Consider the following 18,821-nt stretch of genomic DNA (forward strand, 5'->3'; position numbering starts at 1 on the left):
CCGTTGTGGCACGAAAGGATAAGAGAGCCGTAAACACGGATGCCCGAGGACAAAACTTCCTACCCGCATAAGGCGCTCACCGACATCCGTGATGGCCTGTCGGAGGCTTTGGCCCTGGTGCGCACCAAGGGGCCGAGCCAGATCCAGTTCTGGTTCATCGCCTTGGTGATCGGGATTGCCTCGGGCTTTGCTGCGCTCTTTTTCCGCAAAGGTATCAACTGGTTACAGGGTGCCATTTATGGCACTAATGATTTGACCCATCTACATAGTTTTGCCAGTGACCTGCCGTGGTATTGGGTGCTGATCGTGCCGGTTTTAGGCGGGCTTGTCGTGGGGGGGCTCCTGAACTGGTTCACCCCTGACGGGCGTGTGCGGACTGTTGCTGATGTGATCGAGGGGGCCGCGCTCAATGAGGGGCGGGTGGAGCGTCGCGCGGGTCTGGCCTCGGCTGCGGCCTCGCTTGTGACGCTTTCGACAGGGGGCTCGACGGGGCGCGAGGGGCCTGTGGTCCACCTCGCGGCGGTGATTTCGTCGTGGGTGTCCAATCGTTTGCAGGTCAACGGCGTCACGGGGCGCGATCTGTTGGGCTGTGCGGTGGCGGCGGCGGTGTCGGCCTCGTTCAACGCGCCGATTGCGGGGACACTGTTTGCCCTTGAGGTCGTGTTGCGCCACTTCGCCGTTCATGCCTTTGCCCCGATTGCCATTGCGGCGGCGGCGGGGACCGTTATCAACCGTCTCGAATTTGGCGATGTGACCGAGTTCACCCTCGTGGCGGACGGCGCGTTGACCTTTTATGTCGAACTGCCTGCCTTTTTGTTGCTCGGGCTGACCTGTGGTCTGGTGGCGGTGCTGATGATGCGCGCGATCTTTATGGCCGATGATTTCGGCACATGGGCGCAGGGGCGATTGGGGATCCCGCCGCTGTTCCGCCCCGCCATTGCGGGCGGGATGCTTGGCCTGATGGCCATCGCGTTTCCCCATATCATCGGGGTCGGTTACGAGACGACATCACTGGCACTGACGGGGCAATTGTTGCTGTGGCAGGCCATTGTGTTCACGGTGCTCAAGGTGGCCGCGGTTGCGATCACGATGGCGGGGCGGATGGGCGGCGGGGTGTTTTCGCCCGCGCTTATGGTCGGGGCGCTCACGGGACTGTCGTTCGGCCTGATTGCCACGGCCGTGTTTCCCGACATTTCCGGCACCGCGACGCTCTATGCGCTTGCGGGCATGGGCGCTGTGGCGGCGGCCGTTTTGGGCGCACCGATTTCGACCACCTTGATCGTGTTCGAACTGACCGGAGATTGGCAAACGGGTCTGGCGGTGATGGTCGCCGTGTCGCTGTCGACCGCCTTGGCCTCGCGGCTTGTGGATCGCTCGTTCTTTCTCACGTTGCTGGAGCGGCGTGGCGTTCATTTGGCGGCGGGACCGCAGGCTTATTTGTTGGCCACGGTGCGGGTCCATCAATGCTACCGCAAACCTGACGCCCCCCGCGCCGCCTCGGAGGAGGCGTGCAGGGACTTGATCAACCAAGGCATTTACGTCTCGCCCAACACCACCCTGGAAAAGGTGATGCCGCTCTACGATCAGCACAATCTGGTGTTTATTCCCGTGGTGACGCTGCGCGAGGAGCTTGGGCCGGACCTGCACGGTGCGGTGTTCCAGGTGGACGCGCTCCGCATTTTCAACGCTGCACTCGCCGCCACCGCCGCCGAAGAACATTCGTAATCCGTCGCAAGTGGTGCAGACGAAAAACGCGCCCCCCACGGGAGGGGCGCGTGTCAGAACCGGTGCGGTATATGCGGCCTAAAGCTGCTCGACGGCGGCCTTTTGCGGGTAGAATGCAATGTAATCCTTGATCGCGGCGACACGCGCTTCGGGATCCTCGTAGGACCACCCTGCGTCTGCGATCACCACGGATTTGGTGTGGATCGAATAATAGGTGGCCTCGCCTTTGTACGGGCACGACGACCGCGTGTCGGTGGCTTCCAGAAAGGCCATGCCAAGGTCGGCACGCGGAAAATATATTACAGGGGGCATATCGCCCTCGCTGAGTTCAAGCGCGTTCGTGGTTTCGCCCAAAACGGCCCCACCGGCGCGGACGACCCAAGTGCCAATGGCCTTGCGGATCTTGATGTGGTCTTCGCCCATGTGTCTCTCCAATGTTCACGTCGTTTGTGCGTTCTATAACAGCGTTTGTATGAACAAGCTATGTTAGAGGGGGGCTACCGCTTGTCGCAGCCAGTCTTTCGCGACGTCACTCACACGGGGCGAGATTTTGTCCCAGACCTCCTGATGATAATCATCGAGCCAATCGCGTTCCCACGGGGCCAGTTCATCGGCCAGAACGAGGGTGCGGTCAATCGGCACAAAGGTCAGCGTTTCGAAATCAAGCATGTCGCGGGCATCTGCGCCCTCGGGCATCTGTGCGGCGCGGACCACGATCAGGTTTTCGGTGCGAATGCCAAAGGCGCCCTCGCGGTAATATCCCGGCTCGTTGGACAGGATCATACCCTCGGCCAAGGGCAGGGTGGAGGTGCGCGAAATGCGTTGCGGGCCTTCGTGGACCGACAAATACGCGCCAACGCCGTGGCCCGTGCCGTGATCGTAATCGCGCCCCATCCGCCACAACGGCGCACGCGCAAGCGCATCCAGATGCCCGCCCGACACACCGCGCGGAAAACGGGCGGTGGAGATGGCAATCATGCCTTGCAACACGGCGGTAAAGGCCGCGCGGGCCTCTCCGGCCACATCACCGAGCGCCACGGTGCGGGTAATATCGGTGGTGCCGTCGACATATTGCCCGCCACTATCAATCAGGAGCAATTCGCCCTGCGACAGGGGACGGTTGGTGTCCTCGGTGACGCGGTAATGAACGATGGCGCCGTTCGGTCCCGCGCCACTGATGGTGTCGAACGAGATGTCTTTGAGTTGGTTGGTGGCGGCGCGAAAGCCCTCCAGTGATGTGACGATATCAATCTCGGTGAGGGTCTCGATCTCCTGCGCATCCAACCATGCCAGAAACTCGACCATCGCCGCGCCATCGCGCAAATGCGCCTCGCGGGAGCCCGCAATTTCGGCGTCAGTCTTGAGGGCCTTGGGCAGGATGCAGGGATCGTCGCCTTCGATAATCTCCACGTTGCCGCCATCGCGCAACATGGTCAGCACGGCATGGGGCGCGGTCTTCGGGTCGATCAGAACCGGACCCTCCATGTCGCGCAGATATTTGGCAAAGGCGCTGCGCTCGGACAGGGTGACGCGGCCGTCGGGATCAAGGGCGGCGAATTTGGACGGGTCGGCAAACAGGGCGAGTTTGCCATTCGTTCCCAGCACGGCAAAGGCCTGAACCACGGGGTTATGGGCGATGTCGGCCCCGCGCATATTCAGCAGCCACGAGATACTGTCGGGCAGGGTCAACACCACTGCCTGTGCGCCCGTTTTTGCCACCGCGTTGCCGATATCGGTAAACTTGTCGGCGGAAGACTTTCCTGTGAGCTCAATCGGTTGGGCCACAGCGGGGGCGGTGGGCCGCTCGGGACGGTCGGTCCAGATTTTATCGACAAGGTTCGCGGTTGTGACCAGATTCTTGTCCCGTTTCTCGAGCGCCTCGCGCAGGTCGCGTACCTCCGCCACCGTGTGCAACCACGGGTCGAACCCGATCTTTTGCGCATCTGTGCGCCCGAGCCATTTGGCCACACCCGTCGCGGGCCAGTCGATACATTCAAACACCTCGGTGTCGCATTGCGTCCGCACCTGAACGGTGTAGCGCCCGTCGGTGAACATCGCGGCGCGGTCGGTCAGAATGGCCGCCGATCCCGCGGATCCGGTAAAACCGGTGAGCCACGCAAGGCGCTCGTCGCAGGGGGCGACATATTCGCCCTGATGGGCATCGGCGCGTGGCACGAGAAAGCCGTCAAGCCCCGCATCGGTCATCACCGTGCGCAGATTGGTGACGCGCGGAGCGGCCTGTTCAGGCGTTGAGGTCACGTTGAAAGTCTGGAACATCCTGCGCACTTCTTTTGTTGGAAACTCGGGGAGCGTGTTGCGCGGGGGCGCGCGGGGTTATGAGGCGCGGCGCATCCCTTTGACACGGGCGCGCGCGCGCGGGTCGCTGTCAAACAGGGCGGCCAGTTGTTCGGTCATGGCCCCCGCCAGTTGTTCGACGTCGGTGATGGTCACGGCACGGTCGTAATAGCGGGTCACGTCGTGGCCGATGCCGATGGCCAGGAGTTCAACCTGACGGCGTTTTTCGACCATCGCAATCACATCGCGCAGGTGCTTTTCGAGATAGTTGGCGGGATTGACGCTGAGTGTGCTGTCGTCCACGGGGGCGCCATCCGAGATCACCATGAGGATTTTGCGCACCTCGGGGCGGGCCGTCATGCGGCGGTGCGCCCATTCAAGCGCCTCTCCGTCGATGTTCTCTTTGAGCAGCCCCTCTTTCATCATCAGGCCGAGGTTCTGTTTGGTGCGGCGCATCGGCACGTCCGCGCCCTTATAAATGATGTGGCGCAGGTCGTTGAGGCGACCGGGTTGCGAGGGGCGTCCGGCGTTGAGCCATGCCTCGCGGGCGGTGCCGCCCTTCCATGCGCGGGTGGTGAACCCGAGGATCTCGACCTTGACGTTGCAGCGCTCAAGCGTGCGGGCCAACACATCGGCACAGATCGCCGCGATAGAGATCGGGCGACCGCGCATCGAGCCGGAGTTGTCGAGCAACAGCGTTACCACGGTGTCGCGAAATTCGGTGTCTTTTTCGATCTTGAACGACAGCGGCGTGGTGGGATTGGCGACCACGCGGGCAAGGCGCCCGGCGTCGAGAATGCCCTCTTCGAGGTCAAATTCCCACGAGCGGCTTTGCTGCGCCTGAAGGCGGCGTTGCAATTTGTTGGCCAGACGCGACACTGCGCCCTTGAGCGGCTCCAACTGTTGATCGAGATAGGCACGCAGACGTTCCAGTTCGGCCGGCTCGGCCAGATCCTCGGCGCGGATCTCCTCGTCGTTCTGGGTTGAATAGACGACGTAGTTGGGATCGGCATCCGAGATCGGTGCGGGCTGAGGCGGATCGATCTCGGCCTCGTCGTCGGGCATTTCCACCTCTTCGTTGAACGCGTCGGTGGCTGTGTCATCCTGAGAGACCGAGGCCTCTTGCATGTCTTGTTGTTCGTCTTGGGCGTTCTCGGCGGAGGCCTCGTTTTCGTCCTCCTGCTCTTGCTCCTGATCGCCCTCGCTCTCGTCGCTGTCGTCCTGATCGTCGGCCTCGGCGCTTTGCTCGTCGTCGGGGTCGGCCTCGTCGGGATCGTCGCCCAATTGGTCGCCGTAGCCCAGATCCTCGATCACGCGCCGCGCCAGTTTGGCAAAGGTTTTCTGATCCTCGAGGAAGCTGTCGAGGTCGTCGAAATCGCCCTGTGTCTGTTGCTCGATAAAATCGCGCCACAGTTCCATGACGTTGCCCGCGCCGCCGGGCAGGGGGCGTCCTGTCGCCATATGGCGCAGGTAATATCCCATAGCCTGTGCAAGTGGTGCGTCTTCGGTTTTGGTGATCCCGTCATAGCCACGGCGCATCGCGTCATTGCCGAGCTTGGCGTCGATGTTGCTCGCCGTGCCGGGCATGTAGCGCGCGCCCACGGCCTCACAACGCGCGGTCTCCAACGCGTCATAGATGTCGTAGGCCATCTGGCCTTGCGGGGCGTAGCGGTTAAAGGTTTTGCCATCGTGGTATTTGTGACGCAGTGCGAGCGCATCGGCGGTGCCTCGCGCGATCAACACTTCGTCTTTGGTCATGCGGCGCGACACCTGCGGCAGACGCACGGTGTCGTTGGTCAACCCGGCGGGGTCCATCGAAAAGGTCACCGTCAATTCGGCATCGTCGGCCATCACACGGGTGGCATCGGCGAGCGCCTTTTTAAACGGGTCTGCGGGGTTGTCGCTTGGCTTTTTCATGGGTCTTTTAAATCATCGCTCAGGCGGCGCGGCAAGTGAAAGCAGAGGGCGCAGGGGCGCACAGGGGGCGCAAACTTTTGCGCAGTTGGCCTCGGCGTGCGCGTGCCGCGCAGGTTGTGCAAAACGCAATCCGCCGCGCGATCCATTCGGGGTGCGCGGCGGTATGAGGGGCGTGGGGGACGGGGCGGGCGGCCCGACCCGTTACTGTGCGACGGAAACGGCGCTTTCGGGCAGCTCTTCGTCAAAACAGCGTTGATAGAATTCGGCCACGGTTTGACGTTCCAACTCGTCGCATTTGTTGAGGAAGGTCAGGCGGAAAGCATAGCCGATGTTGCGGAAAATCTCCGCGTTCTGCGCCCATGTAATCACCGTACGCGGACTCATCACCGTGGACAGCTCGCCGTTCATGAAGGCGGTGCGGGTCAGATCGGCAACGGTCACCATCTGGCTGATGTCGCGCCGGCCTTTTTCCGTGTTGTAATGCGGGCATTTGGCCAACACGATATTCGCCTCGGCGTCATGGCTCAGATAGTTCAAGGTGGCCACGAGGGACCAACGGTCCATCTGCGCCTGGTTGATCTGCTGTGTGCCGTGGTACAGTCCCGTGGTGTCGCCAAGGCCAACGGTGTTGGCGGTGGCAAACAGGCGGAAGGAGGGGTGCGGGGTGATGACTTCGTTCTGGTCCATCAACGTCAGTTTGCCGTCGGCCTCCAACACACGCTGGATCACAAACATCACATCGGCGCGGCCCGCATCGTATTCGTCGAACACGATGGCACAGGGGTTGCGCAGCGCCCACGGCAAAATGCCCTCCTGGAATTCGGTGACCTGCATCCCGTCACGCAGTTTGATCGCGTCTTTGCCGATCAGATCGATGCGGGAAATGTGGCTGTCAAGGTTGACACGCACAGAGGGCCAGTTGAGGCGGGCGGCGACCTGTTCGATGTGGGTCGATTTGCCTGTGCCGTGGTAGCCCTGGATCATCACGCGGCGGTTGTGGGAAAAACCGGCCAGAATGGCGAGCGTGGTATCGGCGTCGAATTTGTACGTCGGGTCGATATCAGGCACACGGTCGATGGCCTCGGCAAATCCTTTCACCGTCATATCGGTGTCGATGCCGAATACATCGCGGACAGAAATCACTTCGGTGGGTTTTGCGTTGGCGTCCATAATCGTGTGCTCGTCTCTCTTCGGAATTTGTTGCCCCCTTCGTGCAACATCTGCGCAAAGGGTGCAAGGGGAGAGGGAGCGCAATATCGCCACATCCCGCTTCGCAAAACCGCAAAAGGTTCCATCACGGGAGATCCCAATTATGTGAACATCAAGGTGTGTTTTTTGGTGATCCAGTTTGTATCCGGCCCCCGTATCCCTTGTAACTTCGGCATGAGGCCGAGGCGCTAAACCACTCTCAGGGAGACACCCCAATGAAACGTATTCTTTCCACAGCCGCCGCTCTTTCCGTTCTCGCAACTGCCGCGTTCGCGGATGACCACGCCGAAAACCCGATGGTTGGTGGCGCCGCCATGTTCGCGGACAAAAACATCATCGAGAATGCCGTAAACTCCGCCGATCACACCACACTGGTCGCCGCCGTACAGGCCGCAGGTCTGGTCGAGACCCTGTCGGGCGAAGGTCCGTTCACCGTGTTTGCACCGACCAATGACGCCTTTGCCGCGCTGCCCGAAGGCACCGTCGAGACGCTGTTGATGCCTGAAAACAAAGACCAATTGACCAAAATCCTCACCTGCCACGTGGTGTCCGCCGACGCCATGTCGACCGCGATCAAGGGCATGATCGATGACGACAACGGCAAGCACCCCGTTCCAACGGTCGGCGGGTGTACATTGCAGGCGACCTACATGGGCGATGCAATCATGATTGAAGACGAGCAAGGCAATGTGGCCAACGTGACCATCGCCGATGTGGACCAGTCCAACGGCGTGATCCACGTGATCGACAAGGTTCTCCTGCCTGCGATGTAATTCGACTTAAGTCGAGCCGACCGCGTTTGTTCTGGTCGCGGAAAGGGAGGGCTGTTGCCCTCCCTTTTTCACGTTTGGGGTTTGAATTGCCGTGGCGCACCCCGTAAACCATTGGAAAGTTTTTAAAGGGGATTTGGGCATGAGCGGTCTATTGGCATTGTTGGACGATGTGGCAGGCATCGCAAAAATCGCGGCGGCCTCGGTGGATGATGTCGCGGGTCAGGCGATCAAGGCCTCGACCAAAGCGGCCGGGGCGGTGATCGACGACGCTGCCGTGACGCCGAAATATGTCCACGGCTTCAAGCCCGCCCGTGAATTGCCGATTGTGGGCAAAATCGCGCTCGGCTCCATTCGCAACAAACTGTTGATCCTGCTGCCCGCGGCGTTGCTGTTGTCGGCCTTTGCGCCGTGGCTGATCACGCCTTTGTTGATGCTTGGGGGCGCGTATCTGTGTTTCGAGGGCGGCGAAAAGGTGTATCACCTGTTCAAACCCCACGCCCATTATGCCGATGGCCATTCCGATGCGGAGGGGGATCCGGCCCACCTTGAGGCGCAAAAGATTGCAGGCGCGGTAAAGACCGACTTTATCCTCTCGGCCGAGATCATGACGATTATTCTCGCCGCACTCGATCCTGCCGCGTCGATCTGGATGACGGCGGGGGCCTTGGCGCTTGCGGGTATTTTGATCACCGTGGTTGTCTATGGTGCGGTGGCCTTGATCGTAAAGGCCGATGATGTCGGGTTGTGGCTCGCACGGGTCGGACGTCTGGGCCTCACACGGGCGTTCGGGCGCGGGATCGTCAAGGTCATGCCGCATCTGATGACGCTACTGATGGTGGTGGGAACAGCGGCGATGATTTGGGTTGGCGGCTCGATTTTGATCCATGGGCTGCACGAGTTCGGCATTGATCAACCCTATGCAGGGATCCACGACATCGCCTATGCCGTAGCCCATGCGGTTCAAAGCGCCCAAGGGTTTGTCGAATGGGCCGTGACCGCCTTTTTCGACGGGGTGTTCGGGTTGATCGTCGGGTTGCTGTTGATCCCCGTTGTGACCAAAGTCATTAACCCCGTGATCGGGGCCGTGACCGGTAAATCCGGCGCCCATTGATGTTTGGTGGGGTGGCGGAGGCGTTTGTCCGGGGAGGGGGGGCCTCACCACCACCGAAAGGGCGCAATCGCGTTATAGCCGCTCATTCCGTAGGGGCCGGACGTGTCATCCCCGCGCTCTTTCGCCGACCAATACACGACCCGCCGCGCACAGTACCCGATGATCAGGGTGCCGATGGCCCATGACAGCAAGGCAAGTGGTTTGGTCAACAAGGCGATGACGACAAGGACAGCGCCCGATATGGCGCCGCTAAAGGCCGACGCGAGAATGTCGACAATGCCTGTTATGCCCTCGGTTTGGAACGGTGTCAGCAACGCCAAACATGTCGTTGCGGCCACGAGGCCCGTGAGCATCGAGGCCCAATACATATGAATGGCGGACGCTGGCCATGATTTGCGAAACATCGGCCCGAACAGGGCGGCCAGAACGCTCATCAGAAAAATAATCGTGACTGTTGTCTGTTGGCCAAGCAGCACAATGAAACTGTCGTAAATGGCAAGGCGGGTGGCGTTTGCCGTGCCAAAAAACAGCACCACGCGCATGGCCAAATGCCATTTGGTGGAGTTCAAAAGGGTCATCTGACGGTCCTCGCCACGGGGCGCGGAAGGCCTGTGAGCGGGAGGCCTGTAAACGGGAGGCCTGTGAACGGGAGGCCTGTGAGCGCGAGCGTTGTGCGCGACACGTGGAATGCGGGCGCGGTACGATCCCGCCACGGGTTAAAGGCGGGGCCAATCAGCACGGCCAAGGTCACACCGAGCGCCACCAAAGCGATCTCCGACACCGCGCCAAGCGCGACGACGACGACATAAATAGATGTGATCGCCCAGACCGCAATGGTCCGCCGCATTACCCCTATCGTTTGTTTCGATTGCATAGATCTCACCCTTATGGATCCACCCGAGATCCGTTAGGCGTGAGCGTAGCTGAATACCCTTACCAAAGGGTTGCATGCGCCGCGCGAGGCGGCGCATCCGTTTATTTGAACCAACGGCTTTCTTTGAGTTGGTCCCATGCCCAAACAACTTCCTGAAGCTGTTCTTCCTGACTGCGGTCCCCGCCGTTGACGTCAGGGTGCAGCACTTTGATCAGGGATTTGTACTGTTTCTTGATCTCGGCCTTGGTCCAATGGTCCTTGGCCTCCAGAATGGTCACGGCCTTGCGTTCGGTCGGGGGCAGTTTGCGCGTCGATGCCGACGGGTCAGAGCGCCCGGGGTTCTGTGTCGCATTTTCACCCAGGACCTGATGGGGGTCATCCACCCCAAGCCGTTCCCACGCCTGTTGCTCCACCGATTTTTTTCCAAACGGCTTGGTGGGGCGATCGCCAACCTGAGAGGATTTGATGTGCTCTTCCATCTCCTCGGGCGTGGCATTGTTGAAGAAATTCCACTTCAAATTGTATTCACGTACGTGGTCCTTACAGAACCATTTGTACTCGTCAAGATGATCGGGAGAGCGCGGCGCACGGTATTGGCCTTGCTCTTCGCATCCGTCATGCTCACACTCGCGTTTTGACGTCTCGAACGCACCGGACATGCCTCTGCGACCGCCACGGCGTTTCTTTTTGTCCTTTGCTGCGGACATATTAAAACCAAAGGGATCGTTCTTATCCATGTGCCTCAACCTTTTCGACTCGGACGCAGGACCATAGATGAAGAACGGGAAATGGAAAAGGGCAAGACCGATGAAAATCGCCGATCAAATGCACGATACACTCAAAAAAGCGTTTTCTCCGAGCCACTTGGATGTCGTGGATGAGAGTGCAAGCCACGCGGGCCACGCCGGAAACCCGAGCGGGGATGGCGAGACCCATTTTCACGTGGTGATGCGGGCGCCGGCGATGGCGGGTATGAGCCGCGTGGCGCGCCACCGCGCGGTGCATAGTGCCTTGGGGGATCTGGTCGCCCGGATCCACGCGCTGACGCTTGATCTGGATGTGTGATCAGGGCGTGCGGGTGGCGGTAAGCGACGGGCGCGGGGTCCCGTCTGCGGGCGCCACGACGGCCGTGGTCCCATCCTCCCCCCGGGCCTCTGCGGGGGCATCTACATGGGCGTGTTCCACATCGGTCATCTCGACATCAAGGGACGATTCGGACTGCGCCGGCGCGGCGGCGGCCATCTCGCGGCGAAAAACCAGAACGGTGTAGTAGTGCACCGCCTTGGAGGTCAGGCCCGCGCGCTCCTCAAGCGGCAGCGTGTCGGCGCGCAAATACTCCCACCCGAGGGCCCCCATGTCGTTGAGCACGGAGGTCATGGCCTGTGCCATGCGCCCGTCCGAGCCCTTGACGCCCTTGGCCTTCTCGCCCTTTTTGGGGGCGGGAATGGATTTGTATTCGAATTTGGCCATCTGCGCGTCTCCTCGTGCTGGCCAAAGGTTTAGCCGACAGGAGGCGGGGGTCAAGCACCTGTGATCCGTTGCGCCTGTTTGCGCGAAAAGATGTCAGCAAATGCACCTATCCGCGTGCCTTGCGGGAACTGGCGCAGTCTGGTGCCGTGCCTATTCGGCAGCGTCGTCAAAGGTGCCGAACTCGGGCTTGTCCTCGGTAAACATCCCGAAATCGCTTGCGCGGCGGAAAATCAGAACGGATGTTGTTCCTGTTTCCCCGTCTGTGGAAAAATTATCGGCCCGCACATAGGACCACCCGTCGGCGGCCATCGCGTTGAGGCGGGTCTCGACGGCGCTTGAGATGCGTGCGGCGATGGTTTGCGCGGAGGATGTGGCCTCGCCTGATGTGGGCGCAGGGACGGCTTTGTATTCATAGTGGGACATGCGGAGGTCTCCTTGAGGTTTGGACCACGTTAAAGCAGACGGGTTAACCGGTGCTTTATATCGCCGGACAAAGGCGCCCCCGCACAGGACAAAAGGCGCCCGTCGGGGCGCCCTTCGCAGGAATGATCTGTGTCGTGTGGCCGGTTTACAGGCCGAGTTTCTCGGCGATCAGCTTGTTGACGGCGGCGGGGTTGGCCTTGCCTCCGGAGGCTTTCATCACCTGACCCACGAACCATCCCGCCAGTTTGGGGTTGGCTTTGGCTTTCTCGACCTGATCGGGGTTGGCGGCGATGACCTCGTCCACGGCGGCCTCGATGGCGCCCATGTCCGTGACCTGTTTCATGCCGCGCGTCTCGACGATGGCGGCGGGATCACCGCCCTCGGTGTAGACGATTTCGAACAGGTCCTTGGCAATCTTGCCCGAAATGTCGCCCGCCGTGATCAGCGCCACGATCCCGCCAAGCTGCGCAGGGGTGACAGGGCAGTCTTCGATGTCTTTGTCGTCCTTTTTCAGGCGCCCGAACAGTTCGTTGATCACCCAGTTGGCCGATAGCTTGCCGTCCTTGCCTGTGGCGACCACGTTTTCGAAGTAATCGGCGTTCACCGTGTCGGCGGTCAATACACCCGCGTCATATTCCGACAGGCCGAAGTCCTTGACGAAGCGGGCCTTTTTCTCGTCGGGCAGCTCGGGCAGGGATTTGGCAATGTCGTCGACCCACGCCTGTTCGATCTCAAGCGGCAAAAGGTCGGGACAGGGGAAATAGCGGTAGTCATGCGCCTCTTCTTTGGAGCGCATGGAGCGTGTTTCGTTCTTGGCCGCGTCATACAGACGGGTTTCCTGATCGACCTCGCCGCCATCCTCGAGAATGGCGATCTGGCGACGGGCCTCGTAATCAATGGCCATCTGGATAAAGCGCGTGGAGTTCATGTTCTTGATCTCGCAACGCGTGCCAAGGTGGCCGAAATCCTGTGTTTCCTGATATTTTTCGTACTGGCCCGGACGGCAGACCGACACGTTCACATCGGCCCGCAGGTTGCCGTTTTGCATGTTGCCATCACAGGTGCCGAGGTAGCGCAAGATCTGGCGCATTTTAAGGACATAGGCGGCGGCCTCTTCGGGGCCGCGAATGTCGGGGCGCGACACGATTTCCATCAACGCCACGCCGGTGCGGTTGAGGTCCACAAACGACATGTTCGGGTCCATATCGTGGATCGATTTGCCCGCATCCTGTTCAAGGTGGATGCGCTCGATGCGCACCAGACGCGCCACACCGGGTTCCATATCCACGAGCACTTCGCCCTCGCCCACGATGGGGTGGTAGAGCTGCGAGATCTGGTAGCCCTGTGGCAGGTCGGGGTAGAAATAGTTTTTGCGGTCAAACGCGGAGATCAGGTTGATGTCGGCCTTGAGGCCGAGCCCCGTGCGCACGGCCTGTTCGACGCAGAACTCGTTGATGACGGGCAACATGCCGGGCATGGCGGCGTCAACGAAGGACACGTTGGAGTTCGGCTCGTTGCCGAACTTTGTGGAGGCCCCCGAGAACAGCTTGGCTTTGGAGGCCACCTGCGCGTGGATTTCCATGCCGATCACAAGTTCCCAGTCATCCTTCGCACCGGCGATGGTTTTGACTTTCGGTGTGGTATATTCGAGATGGTCGAGCATGGGTGAAATCCCTCGAGTTGGCGTTTAATCGCCTGTCTAAGACAGCCCTGCGCGGGGAGCAAGGGGGAGGCGCTTTGCATTTGGCGGGTTTTGTCGCACAGTAGGGGCGAAATTGACCAATGTGAGTGCTGCCGCACATGCGATTGACCTGCTTTAAACCCGTGGTCCTTGCGGTCGCGTTGCTTGCCGCAAGCGGCGCAGCGACCTTGGCGATGGAGCGCTGCCCCGTGCCGCAACCCCGTCCCTATGAGGTGTTCATGCCTGATTTGCGGTGGGATAGGATGCCCAAGGGCAAGACATGGACCAAGGCGACGATGGGCTTCATCACGAGCCACGGCACACGCCTGACCAAAACCGTGCCGCGCGATATTGCCGAGTGGTGCCCGGGGTATCCCGACCAAGACAGGCAAGGCCGCGCGGCCTTTTGGGCGGGGCTGTTGTCGTCGCTGTCCTATCACGAAAGCACATGGCGCGAAACGGCGGCAGGGGGCGGGGGGCTATGGTTCGGCCTGACACAGATCGCGCCGCCGACGGCGCAGTGGCGCAAATGCCGTGCGCGGACGGCAGCCGAGTTGCAGGACGGTGTGGCCAACCTGTCGTGCGCGGTGCGCATTATGAATGCCACGGTGCCACGCGATCAGGTGGTGAGCGCAGGGATGAAAGGGGTGGCCGCCGATTGGGGGCCGTTTCATTCAAGCGAGAAACGCGACGATATGAAACGGTGGATGAAACGTCAGCCGTTTTGCAAGGTGGTGATGAAGCGCTCGCCCGTTCCACAGCCGCGTCCCGCCCGTCTGGATGCCCGTGCCGTGTCTCATGTGCCTGACGCAATCTTGCTGCCCGCCCCGTCGATCCGGTAGCACGCGACCACTTCCCTCGCCGCCCCCGCCCGTGCTAGCCCTGAAACAAATCACAGGAGAACTGCCCATGCCCGCATTGCGCCCCGATATCGATCCCGATGGCCTTTTGGAATATTCGGTGGTCTTTACCGACCGCTCTCTCAACCATATGTCCGCGGTTTTTCAACAGGTTATGCGCGACATCCACGGCACGCTTTGCGAGGTCTACTGCGCACACACCGCCGTGGTCGTCCCCGGCGGCGGTACCTACGCGATGGAGGCCGTGGCACGCCAACTGGCCACAGGTGAGGACGTGATGGTGATCCGCAACGGGTGGTTTTCCTACCGTTGGACGCAAATCTTTGAGGCAGGGTCCATTCCCGCCTCCGAGACCGTTCTCAAGGCCCGCCGCACCGGCAATGCCATCGACGCGCCGTTCGCGCCCGCGCCGATTGACGAGGCCGTGGCCAAGATCAAAGAGATCAAACCCAAGGTGGTCTTTGCCCCGCATGTGGAAACCTCATCGGGCATGATCCTGCCCGACGCCTATATCAAAGCGCTCGCAGATGCGGTCCACGAGGAGGGCGGTCTGATGGTGCTTGACTGTATCGCGTCGGGCTGTGCGTGGGTGGATATGGCCGCCACAGGCGTCGACGTGTTGATCTCCGCCCCGCAAAAGGGATGGTCGGCACAACCCTCGGCAGGTCTGGTGATGCTGTCCGAACGCGCGCTTGGCGTGGTCAAGGCGCGTCAATCGACGTCCTTCGCGGTGGATCTGGGCAAATGGCTGACCATCATGGAAGCCTACACCGGCGGCGCACACGCCTATCACGCCACCATGCCCACCGATGCGCTGCGTGCGTTCCGCGATACGATGTTGGAGACCAAGGACTACGGCTTTGCCAAACTGCGTGACGCGCAATGGGAGCAGGGCGCCCGTGTGCGGGCAATGTTGAAATCCCGCGGGATCAAATCCGTCGCTGCCGAAGGGTTCGAGGCCCCCGGTGTGGTCGTGTCCTATACGTCAGATGCCGACGTGCAGTCGGGCCGTGCCTTTGCCGCTTTGGGGATGCAGATCGCGGCGGGCGTGCCGTTGCAATGCGACGAGGGACCGGATTACGCGACCTTCCGTCTCGGCCTGTTCGGATTGGACAAGCTTTATGACGTGAAGGCTTCCGTTGCCCGTCTTGAGGCGGCGCTCGATCAGGTGCTGTAAGGCGTCACACGCATGAGAGACTTGAAAGCGGCGCGTCCCCGAAAGGAGGGCGCGCCGTTTTGACTTTGCGGTTTGAAACGCGTCAGGTCAGCGGGCCAAGCCCCGCCTTCATCACGCCCATCCGCACGGGTTTGATGTCATGGACTGCCTTGAGGCCCATGTGACGGATCGCATTCAAAAGACCGTCCTGCGAACGCACCACACGGTTGAATTTATCCACCACAAAGGCGCGGGAGGAAATGTCGCGGTGGCGGGCTTTGGCGTAAACATCCAACATCTTTTGATCGCCCAAGGTGGCGGGGTTTTGCGTCGCCAGATCAAGCAGTTGCGCCAGATCATTGAGCGAGGTGTTCAACCCCTGCGCCCCGATGGGGGGCAGCACATGCGCGGCCTCGGCAATCACCGCCACCCGCTCGGCGGCAAGCCTGTCGGCCAGTTGCGTGATGATCGGGAACATGCCGCGATGGGAGGCCAGTTCGAGCGCGCCGAACAGCCCCGCCGACCGTTCGGTCATCGCCGCATTGAACGCCGCCACCTCCATAGTCAACAGCTCCACGGCTCGCGGGCCACGGTTCATCCACACAACCGCCGAGGCATGTCGCCCGTCGATGTCGGCCAGTGGTACCATCGTGAACGGGCCACCCTCGCGGTAAATTTCGGTCGAGACATTGTGGTGGGGCCGTTCGTGAAAGGTGGTGAAGGCCAGTGATTTCTGGCCGTAGCGGGTGGTTTTGACCCCGATCCCTGCGGCCTCGCGCACGGGACTGTGGCGCCCGTCGGCGGCGATCACCAATCGGGCCGCGACCTGAGTGCCGTCGGTGAGCGTGACAAGCGCCTCACCCGTGCGGGTCAGCATGGATTTGAACCCCGTGCCATAGCGCATTTCGGTGTTGGTGATGGTGGGCAGAACGGCGAACAATTCGCGGCGGATTTGCCAGTTGAGAAAATTCCATCCGAACGGCTCGTCGCCCGTTTCCGTGCCTTCGAACTGACGCTCGGTGCGGACCTCGGACGGGGTGCCGTCCGCGCCCACCGTATCAACAACGCGCAGCGCCTCAAGCGGGGTGGCGTGCGGTTCAAGGGCCGACCATATGCCGATGCGTTGAAACAGATCACGCGCCGGGCGCAAAAAGGCGGTGGAGCGCAAATCCGACGCGTCATCATCGCCCACCGTGACGGGCGGGGTGGGATCAACCATCAGGGTCTTGAACCCGCTCGCGCCAAAGGCCGCCGCCGCAATCATCCCCGCAATGCCACCGCCACTCACGAGCACATCAACGGTTTCGCGCTTTGCCTTAGGGGCTGCGGTTGAGGATTGGGTTTGCGCTGTGGGTTTGGTCGGCATGGGGATCTCCTTTGCGCGGCGTCTGGCGCGTGGCCTAGACATAGGCGCAAAGGAACGGTTTGTCCAAGCGTCAGCCTGCCTCACCTTTACACAAGCGGCGCGCGTGGGGGCCGTCAGGGCGCGTCAGGCGCCAATCGTGAGCAGGAACATGATGATGTAGATCACGGGAACAAACGCGAGTGCCGTCAGACCCAGAACCCAAGGGCCGATCAGGAACGACCCCGCGATGACCAGTGCCAGAACGACAGTGATAAACAACAGCGTCAGAACAACGCCTTTTGGAGAAATCAGATCTTCTTCCGCGTGGTGGTCGGTGGATAGGGCCGGATCCAAAGGGGCATCGGTCATGTGTGGTCTCCATGTGCGTTTTGAGGCGTTTGATTTGGAGCCTCTATATTTTCGCACATTATACATGTCACGGCGACGGGTTGTCGCACGACGGTTTGGTGCAACGACATAACTATGCTGCTTGAGGTGTCGTAAATGTTAACTTTCGCGGGGAAAACGCGCGTTATGCGAGAATGCCGGCGAGAAAACCCGTCAGATCCGCGGCGTGGAACTGGACATAGGGCGCGGGTGGGTCGAGGGGCTTGGGCGAAATATGCACAGTCTTCATGCCAAGGGCATGGGGGACTTCGAGGTTGCGGGCATCATCCTCGAACATTGCCGCGTTATAGGGGGCAAGCCCGTCTTTTTTCAAGATAATGTCAAAGGCTTGTGCAATCGGTTTGGGTTTGAAATCCGCGTGCTCGATCCCGTAGATCGCATCGAAAATACCTGTCAGTCCCCGCGCCTCAAGCACCCGTTTGGCATAGGGTTCCGAGCCATTGGTATAGACAATTTTACGCCCCGGCAGGGCCGATATGAGGGCGCGCAATTCCGGATCCTGCGCCAGAGTGGAAAAATCGATGTCATGGACATAGGTCAGATAGGGCAGGGGATCGGTCCCGTGCAGGTGCATCATCCCCGAAAGGGTCGTGCCGTAGTCCATCCAATAGCTGTGGCGCAGGCGATTGGCCTCCTGTGTCGACACGTTTAATTCACGCTGTACCCAATCGGTCATGCGCGGTTCGATTTGCTCGAACAGGCATGAGGACGGCGGGTAGAGCGTGTTGTCGAGATCGAAAATCCATTCGCGGACGTGGGAAAAGGGATCGCTAACCATGGGCGCAGTGATAGGCGAGGGCCTCGGGTGAGGCAAGGGGGCGTGCGGTCATTGGTATGGTGCGGCCATCTATCGCTTGATTGCCCGCGCATGGGGTGTCTATGGTCGCGCAAACATGCGGCCACCAAGGAAGCCTGATGAAAGAGACGCGCACGGGACAAAAAGACGCCTACGAGATGATCCTGGAGGCAATTGATACGGGCCTTTACCGCCCCGGAGACCGTCTGGTCGAAAGCGAGCTGGCCGAACGGTTCGGCGTGTCGCGCACGCCCATTCGCGAGGCGCTTCAACGGCTTGAAACGCAATCCATGCTGACCCGCGACGGGCGGTCGTTGATTGTGGCCTCGCTCGATCACAACCAGATGGCCGACCTTTATGTGGTGCGCACCGAGCTTGAGGGCTTGGCCGCGCGGTTGGCGGCGCGTCATGCGACCCCCGAAGAGGCCCGTGTGCTGCGCGATATGGTCGAAGAGGACCGTGGTCTGATCGGCAATCCGGAGGCATTGGCGCGGGCCAACCGCCGGTTCCATAAACAAATCCACCTTGCCTCGCACAACCGCTACCTCGTGCAGCAACTGGATCTGGTCCACCGCTCGATGGCGCTTTTGGCGACCACATCACTGGCCGTGGACGGACGCGGCGCGGAGGCGATTGCCGAGCATGACGCCATTGTCACCGCAATCGAGGCGGGGGATGGCGCAACGGCGCACAAAGCCCTGTCCAACCATATTTCCAAAGCCTTTGTGACCCGTTTGAAAATCGACGCCACCAAAGACAGCTAACGGCACGTGCCGAT

20 protein-coding genes are annotated in these 18,821 nt (G+C 60.8%); 7 read left to right on the forward strand and 13 right to left on the reverse strand.

The features are described 5' to 3' along the window. Positions 1 to 39: 39 nt before the first annotated feature. Positions 40 to 1,725: a chloride channel protein gene (locus tag ACN0Q0_RS09365; protein ID WP_417243117.1), complete on the forward strand. Its 1,686-nt coding sequence runs from the start codon at positions 40 to 42 to the stop codon at positions 1,723 to 1,725. A gap of 78 nt (positions 1,726 to 1,803) precedes the next feature. Here the strand turns inward: ACN0Q0_RS09365 and ACN0Q0_RS09370 are convergent, their stop codons facing one another. The 4 genes from ACN0Q0_RS09370 to cobS all read right to left on the reverse strand — a co-directional run bounded on the left by ACN0Q0_RS09370 (position 1,804) and on the right by cobS (position 7,107). Continuing rightward, positions 1,804 to 2,148: a DUF427 domain-containing protein gene (locus ACN0Q0_RS09370; RefSeq protein ID WP_417243118.1), complete on the reverse strand. Its 345-nt coding sequence runs from the start codon at positions 2,146 to 2,148 to the stop codon at positions 1,804 to 1,806. Between the two features lie 63 nt (positions 2,149 to 2,211). Continuing rightward, positions 2,212 to 4,002 carry an aminopeptidase P family protein gene (locus tag ACN0Q0_RS09375; RefSeq protein WP_417243119.1) on the reverse strand — a complete coding sequence of 597 codons (1,791 nt, stop codon included), beginning with the start codon at positions 4,000 to 4,002 and terminating at the stop codon, positions 2,212 to 2,214. Between the two features lie 57 nt (positions 4,003 to 4,059). After that, positions 4,060 to 5,937, reverse strand: coding sequence for a cobaltochelatase subunit CobT (cobT, locus tag ACN0Q0_RS09380; protein WP_417243120.1), 1,878 nt, complete (start codon positions 5,935 to 5,937; stop codon positions 4,060 to 4,062). Positions 5,938 to 6,138: 201 nt separating this feature from the next. Continuing rightward, the gene (gene cobS / locus ACN0Q0_RS09385; protein ID WP_417243121.1) at positions 6,139 to 7,107 is read right to left on the reverse strand and encodes a cobaltochelatase subunit CobS; all 969 of its coding nucleotides are present in this window, start codon (positions 7,105 to 7,107) and stop codon (positions 6,139 to 6,141) included. Positions 7,108 to 7,361: 254 nt separating this feature from the next. Here cobS and ACN0Q0_RS09390 point away from each other — a divergent pair, with 254 nt between their 5' ends. Then, positions 7,362 to 7,919, forward strand: a complete 558-nt coding sequence (locus ACN0Q0_RS09390; RefSeq protein WP_417243122.1) for a fasciclin domain-containing protein — start codon at positions 7,362 to 7,364, stop codon at positions 7,917 to 7,919. A 139-nt stretch (positions 7,920 to 8,058) separates the two neighbouring features. After that, entirely contained in the window at positions 8,059 to 9,030 is a 972-nt protein-coding gene (locus ACN0Q0_RS09395; protein ID WP_417243123.1) for a DUF808 domain-containing protein, read from the forward strand. Positions 9,031 to 9,074: 44 nt separating this feature from the next. On the opposite strand, the gene ACN0Q0_RS09400 is transcribed toward ACN0Q0_RS09395, so the two are convergent. The 3 genes from ACN0Q0_RS09400 to ACN0Q0_RS09410 form a co-directional block, all read right to left on the reverse strand. Further along, positions 9,075 to 9,608, reverse strand: a complete 534-nt coding sequence (locus ACN0Q0_RS09400; protein ID WP_417243124.1) for a hypothetical protein — start codon at positions 9,606 to 9,608, stop codon at positions 9,075 to 9,077. Beyond that, positions 9,605 to 9,877: a hypothetical protein gene (locus ACN0Q0_RS09405; RefSeq protein ID WP_417243125.1), complete on the reverse strand. Its 273-nt coding sequence runs from the start codon at positions 9,875 to 9,877 to the stop codon at positions 9,605 to 9,607. The genes ACN0Q0_RS09400 and ACN0Q0_RS09405 overlap by 4 nt, the downstream gene beginning before the upstream one ends. A 128-nt stretch (positions 9,878 to 10,005) precedes the next feature. Then, a complete protein-coding gene (locus tag ACN0Q0_RS09410) occupies positions 10,006 to 10,641 on the reverse strand; it encodes a J domain-containing protein (protein WP_417243126.1) in 636 nt (211 codons plus the stop codon). Positions 10,642 to 10,711: 70 nt separating this feature from the next. On the opposite strand from ACN0Q0_RS09410, the gene ACN0Q0_RS09415 reads away from it, so the two are divergent. Beyond that, positions 10,712 to 10,969, forward strand: a complete 258-nt coding sequence (locus ACN0Q0_RS09415; RefSeq protein WP_417243127.1) for a BolA family protein — start codon at positions 10,712 to 10,714, stop codon at positions 10,967 to 10,969. On the opposite strand, the gene ACN0Q0_RS09420 is transcribed toward ACN0Q0_RS09415, so the two are convergent. From ACN0Q0_RS09420 to gatB, 3 genes are all read right to left on the reverse strand, one after another. Further along, entirely contained in the window at positions 10,970 to 11,374 is a 405-nt protein-coding gene (locus tag ACN0Q0_RS09420) for a DUF4177 domain-containing protein (RefSeq protein WP_417243128.1), read from the reverse strand. 150 nt (positions 11,375 to 11,524) lie between these two features. Beyond that, positions 11,525 to 11,797 (reverse strand): hypothetical protein, encoded by a 273-nt coding sequence (locus ACN0Q0_RS09425; RefSeq protein ID WP_417243129.1) that lies wholly within the window; start codon positions 11,795 to 11,797, stop codon positions 11,525 to 11,527. 145 nt (positions 11,798 to 11,942) lie between these two features. Then, positions 11,943 to 13,460 carry an Asp-tRNA(Asn)/Glu-tRNA(Gln) amidotransferase subunit GatB gene (gatB, locus tag ACN0Q0_RS09430; protein ID WP_417243130.1) on the reverse strand — a complete coding sequence of 506 codons (1,518 nt, stop codon included), beginning with the start codon at positions 13,458 to 13,460 and terminating at the stop codon, positions 11,943 to 11,945. Positions 13,461 to 13,597: 137 nt separating this feature from the next. On the opposite strand from gatB, the gene ACN0Q0_RS09435 reads away from it, so the two are divergent. Both ACN0Q0_RS09435 and ACN0Q0_RS09440 read left to right on the forward strand, forming a co-directional pair. Then, positions 13,598 to 14,320: a lytic transglycosylase gene (locus tag ACN0Q0_RS09435; RefSeq protein ID WP_417243131.1), complete on the forward strand. Its 723-nt coding sequence runs from the start codon at positions 13,598 to 13,600 to the stop codon at positions 14,318 to 14,320. A 67-nt stretch (positions 14,321 to 14,387) separates the two neighbouring features. Further along, complete coding sequence (locus ACN0Q0_RS09440; RefSeq protein WP_417243132.1) at positions 14,388 to 15,515, forward strand: aminotransferase class V-fold PLP-dependent enzyme; 1,128 nt, start codon at positions 14,388 to 14,390, stop codon at positions 15,513 to 15,515. A gap of 82 nt (positions 15,516 to 15,597) precedes the next feature. Here ACN0Q0_RS09440 and ACN0Q0_RS09445 read toward each other — a convergent pair whose 3' ends face one another. The 3 genes from ACN0Q0_RS09445 to ACN0Q0_RS09455 form a co-directional block, all read right to left on the reverse strand. Continuing rightward, positions 15,598 to 16,860 (reverse strand): FAD-dependent monooxygenase, encoded by a 1,263-nt coding sequence (locus tag ACN0Q0_RS09445; RefSeq protein ID WP_417243133.1) that lies wholly within the window; start codon positions 16,858 to 16,860, stop codon positions 15,598 to 15,600. Positions 16,861 to 16,983: 123 nt separating this feature from the next. After that, positions 16,984 to 17,208: a hypothetical protein gene (locus ACN0Q0_RS09450; RefSeq protein WP_417243134.1), complete on the reverse strand. Its 225-nt coding sequence runs from the start codon at positions 17,206 to 17,208 to the stop codon at positions 16,984 to 16,986. A 163-nt stretch (positions 17,209 to 17,371) separates the two neighbouring features. Further along, complete coding sequence (locus ACN0Q0_RS09455; protein WP_417243135.1) at positions 17,372 to 18,025, reverse strand: pyrimidine 5'-nucleotidase; 654 nt, start codon at positions 18,023 to 18,025, stop codon at positions 17,372 to 17,374. 137 nt (positions 18,026 to 18,162) lie between these two features. On the opposite strand from ACN0Q0_RS09455, the gene ACN0Q0_RS09460 reads away from it, so the two are divergent. Continuing rightward, the gene (locus ACN0Q0_RS09460; RefSeq protein ID WP_417243136.1) at positions 18,163 to 18,807 is read left to right on the forward strand and encodes a GntR family transcriptional regulator; all 645 of its coding nucleotides are present in this window, start codon (positions 18,163 to 18,165) and stop codon (positions 18,805 to 18,807) included. Positions 18,808 to 18,821 lie beyond the last annotated feature (14 nt).

The sequence above is a fragment of the Celeribacter sp. genome (assembly GCF_048259695.1).
GTDB lineage: Bacteria > Pseudomonadota > Alphaproteobacteria > Rhodobacterales > Rhodobacteraceae > Celeribacter.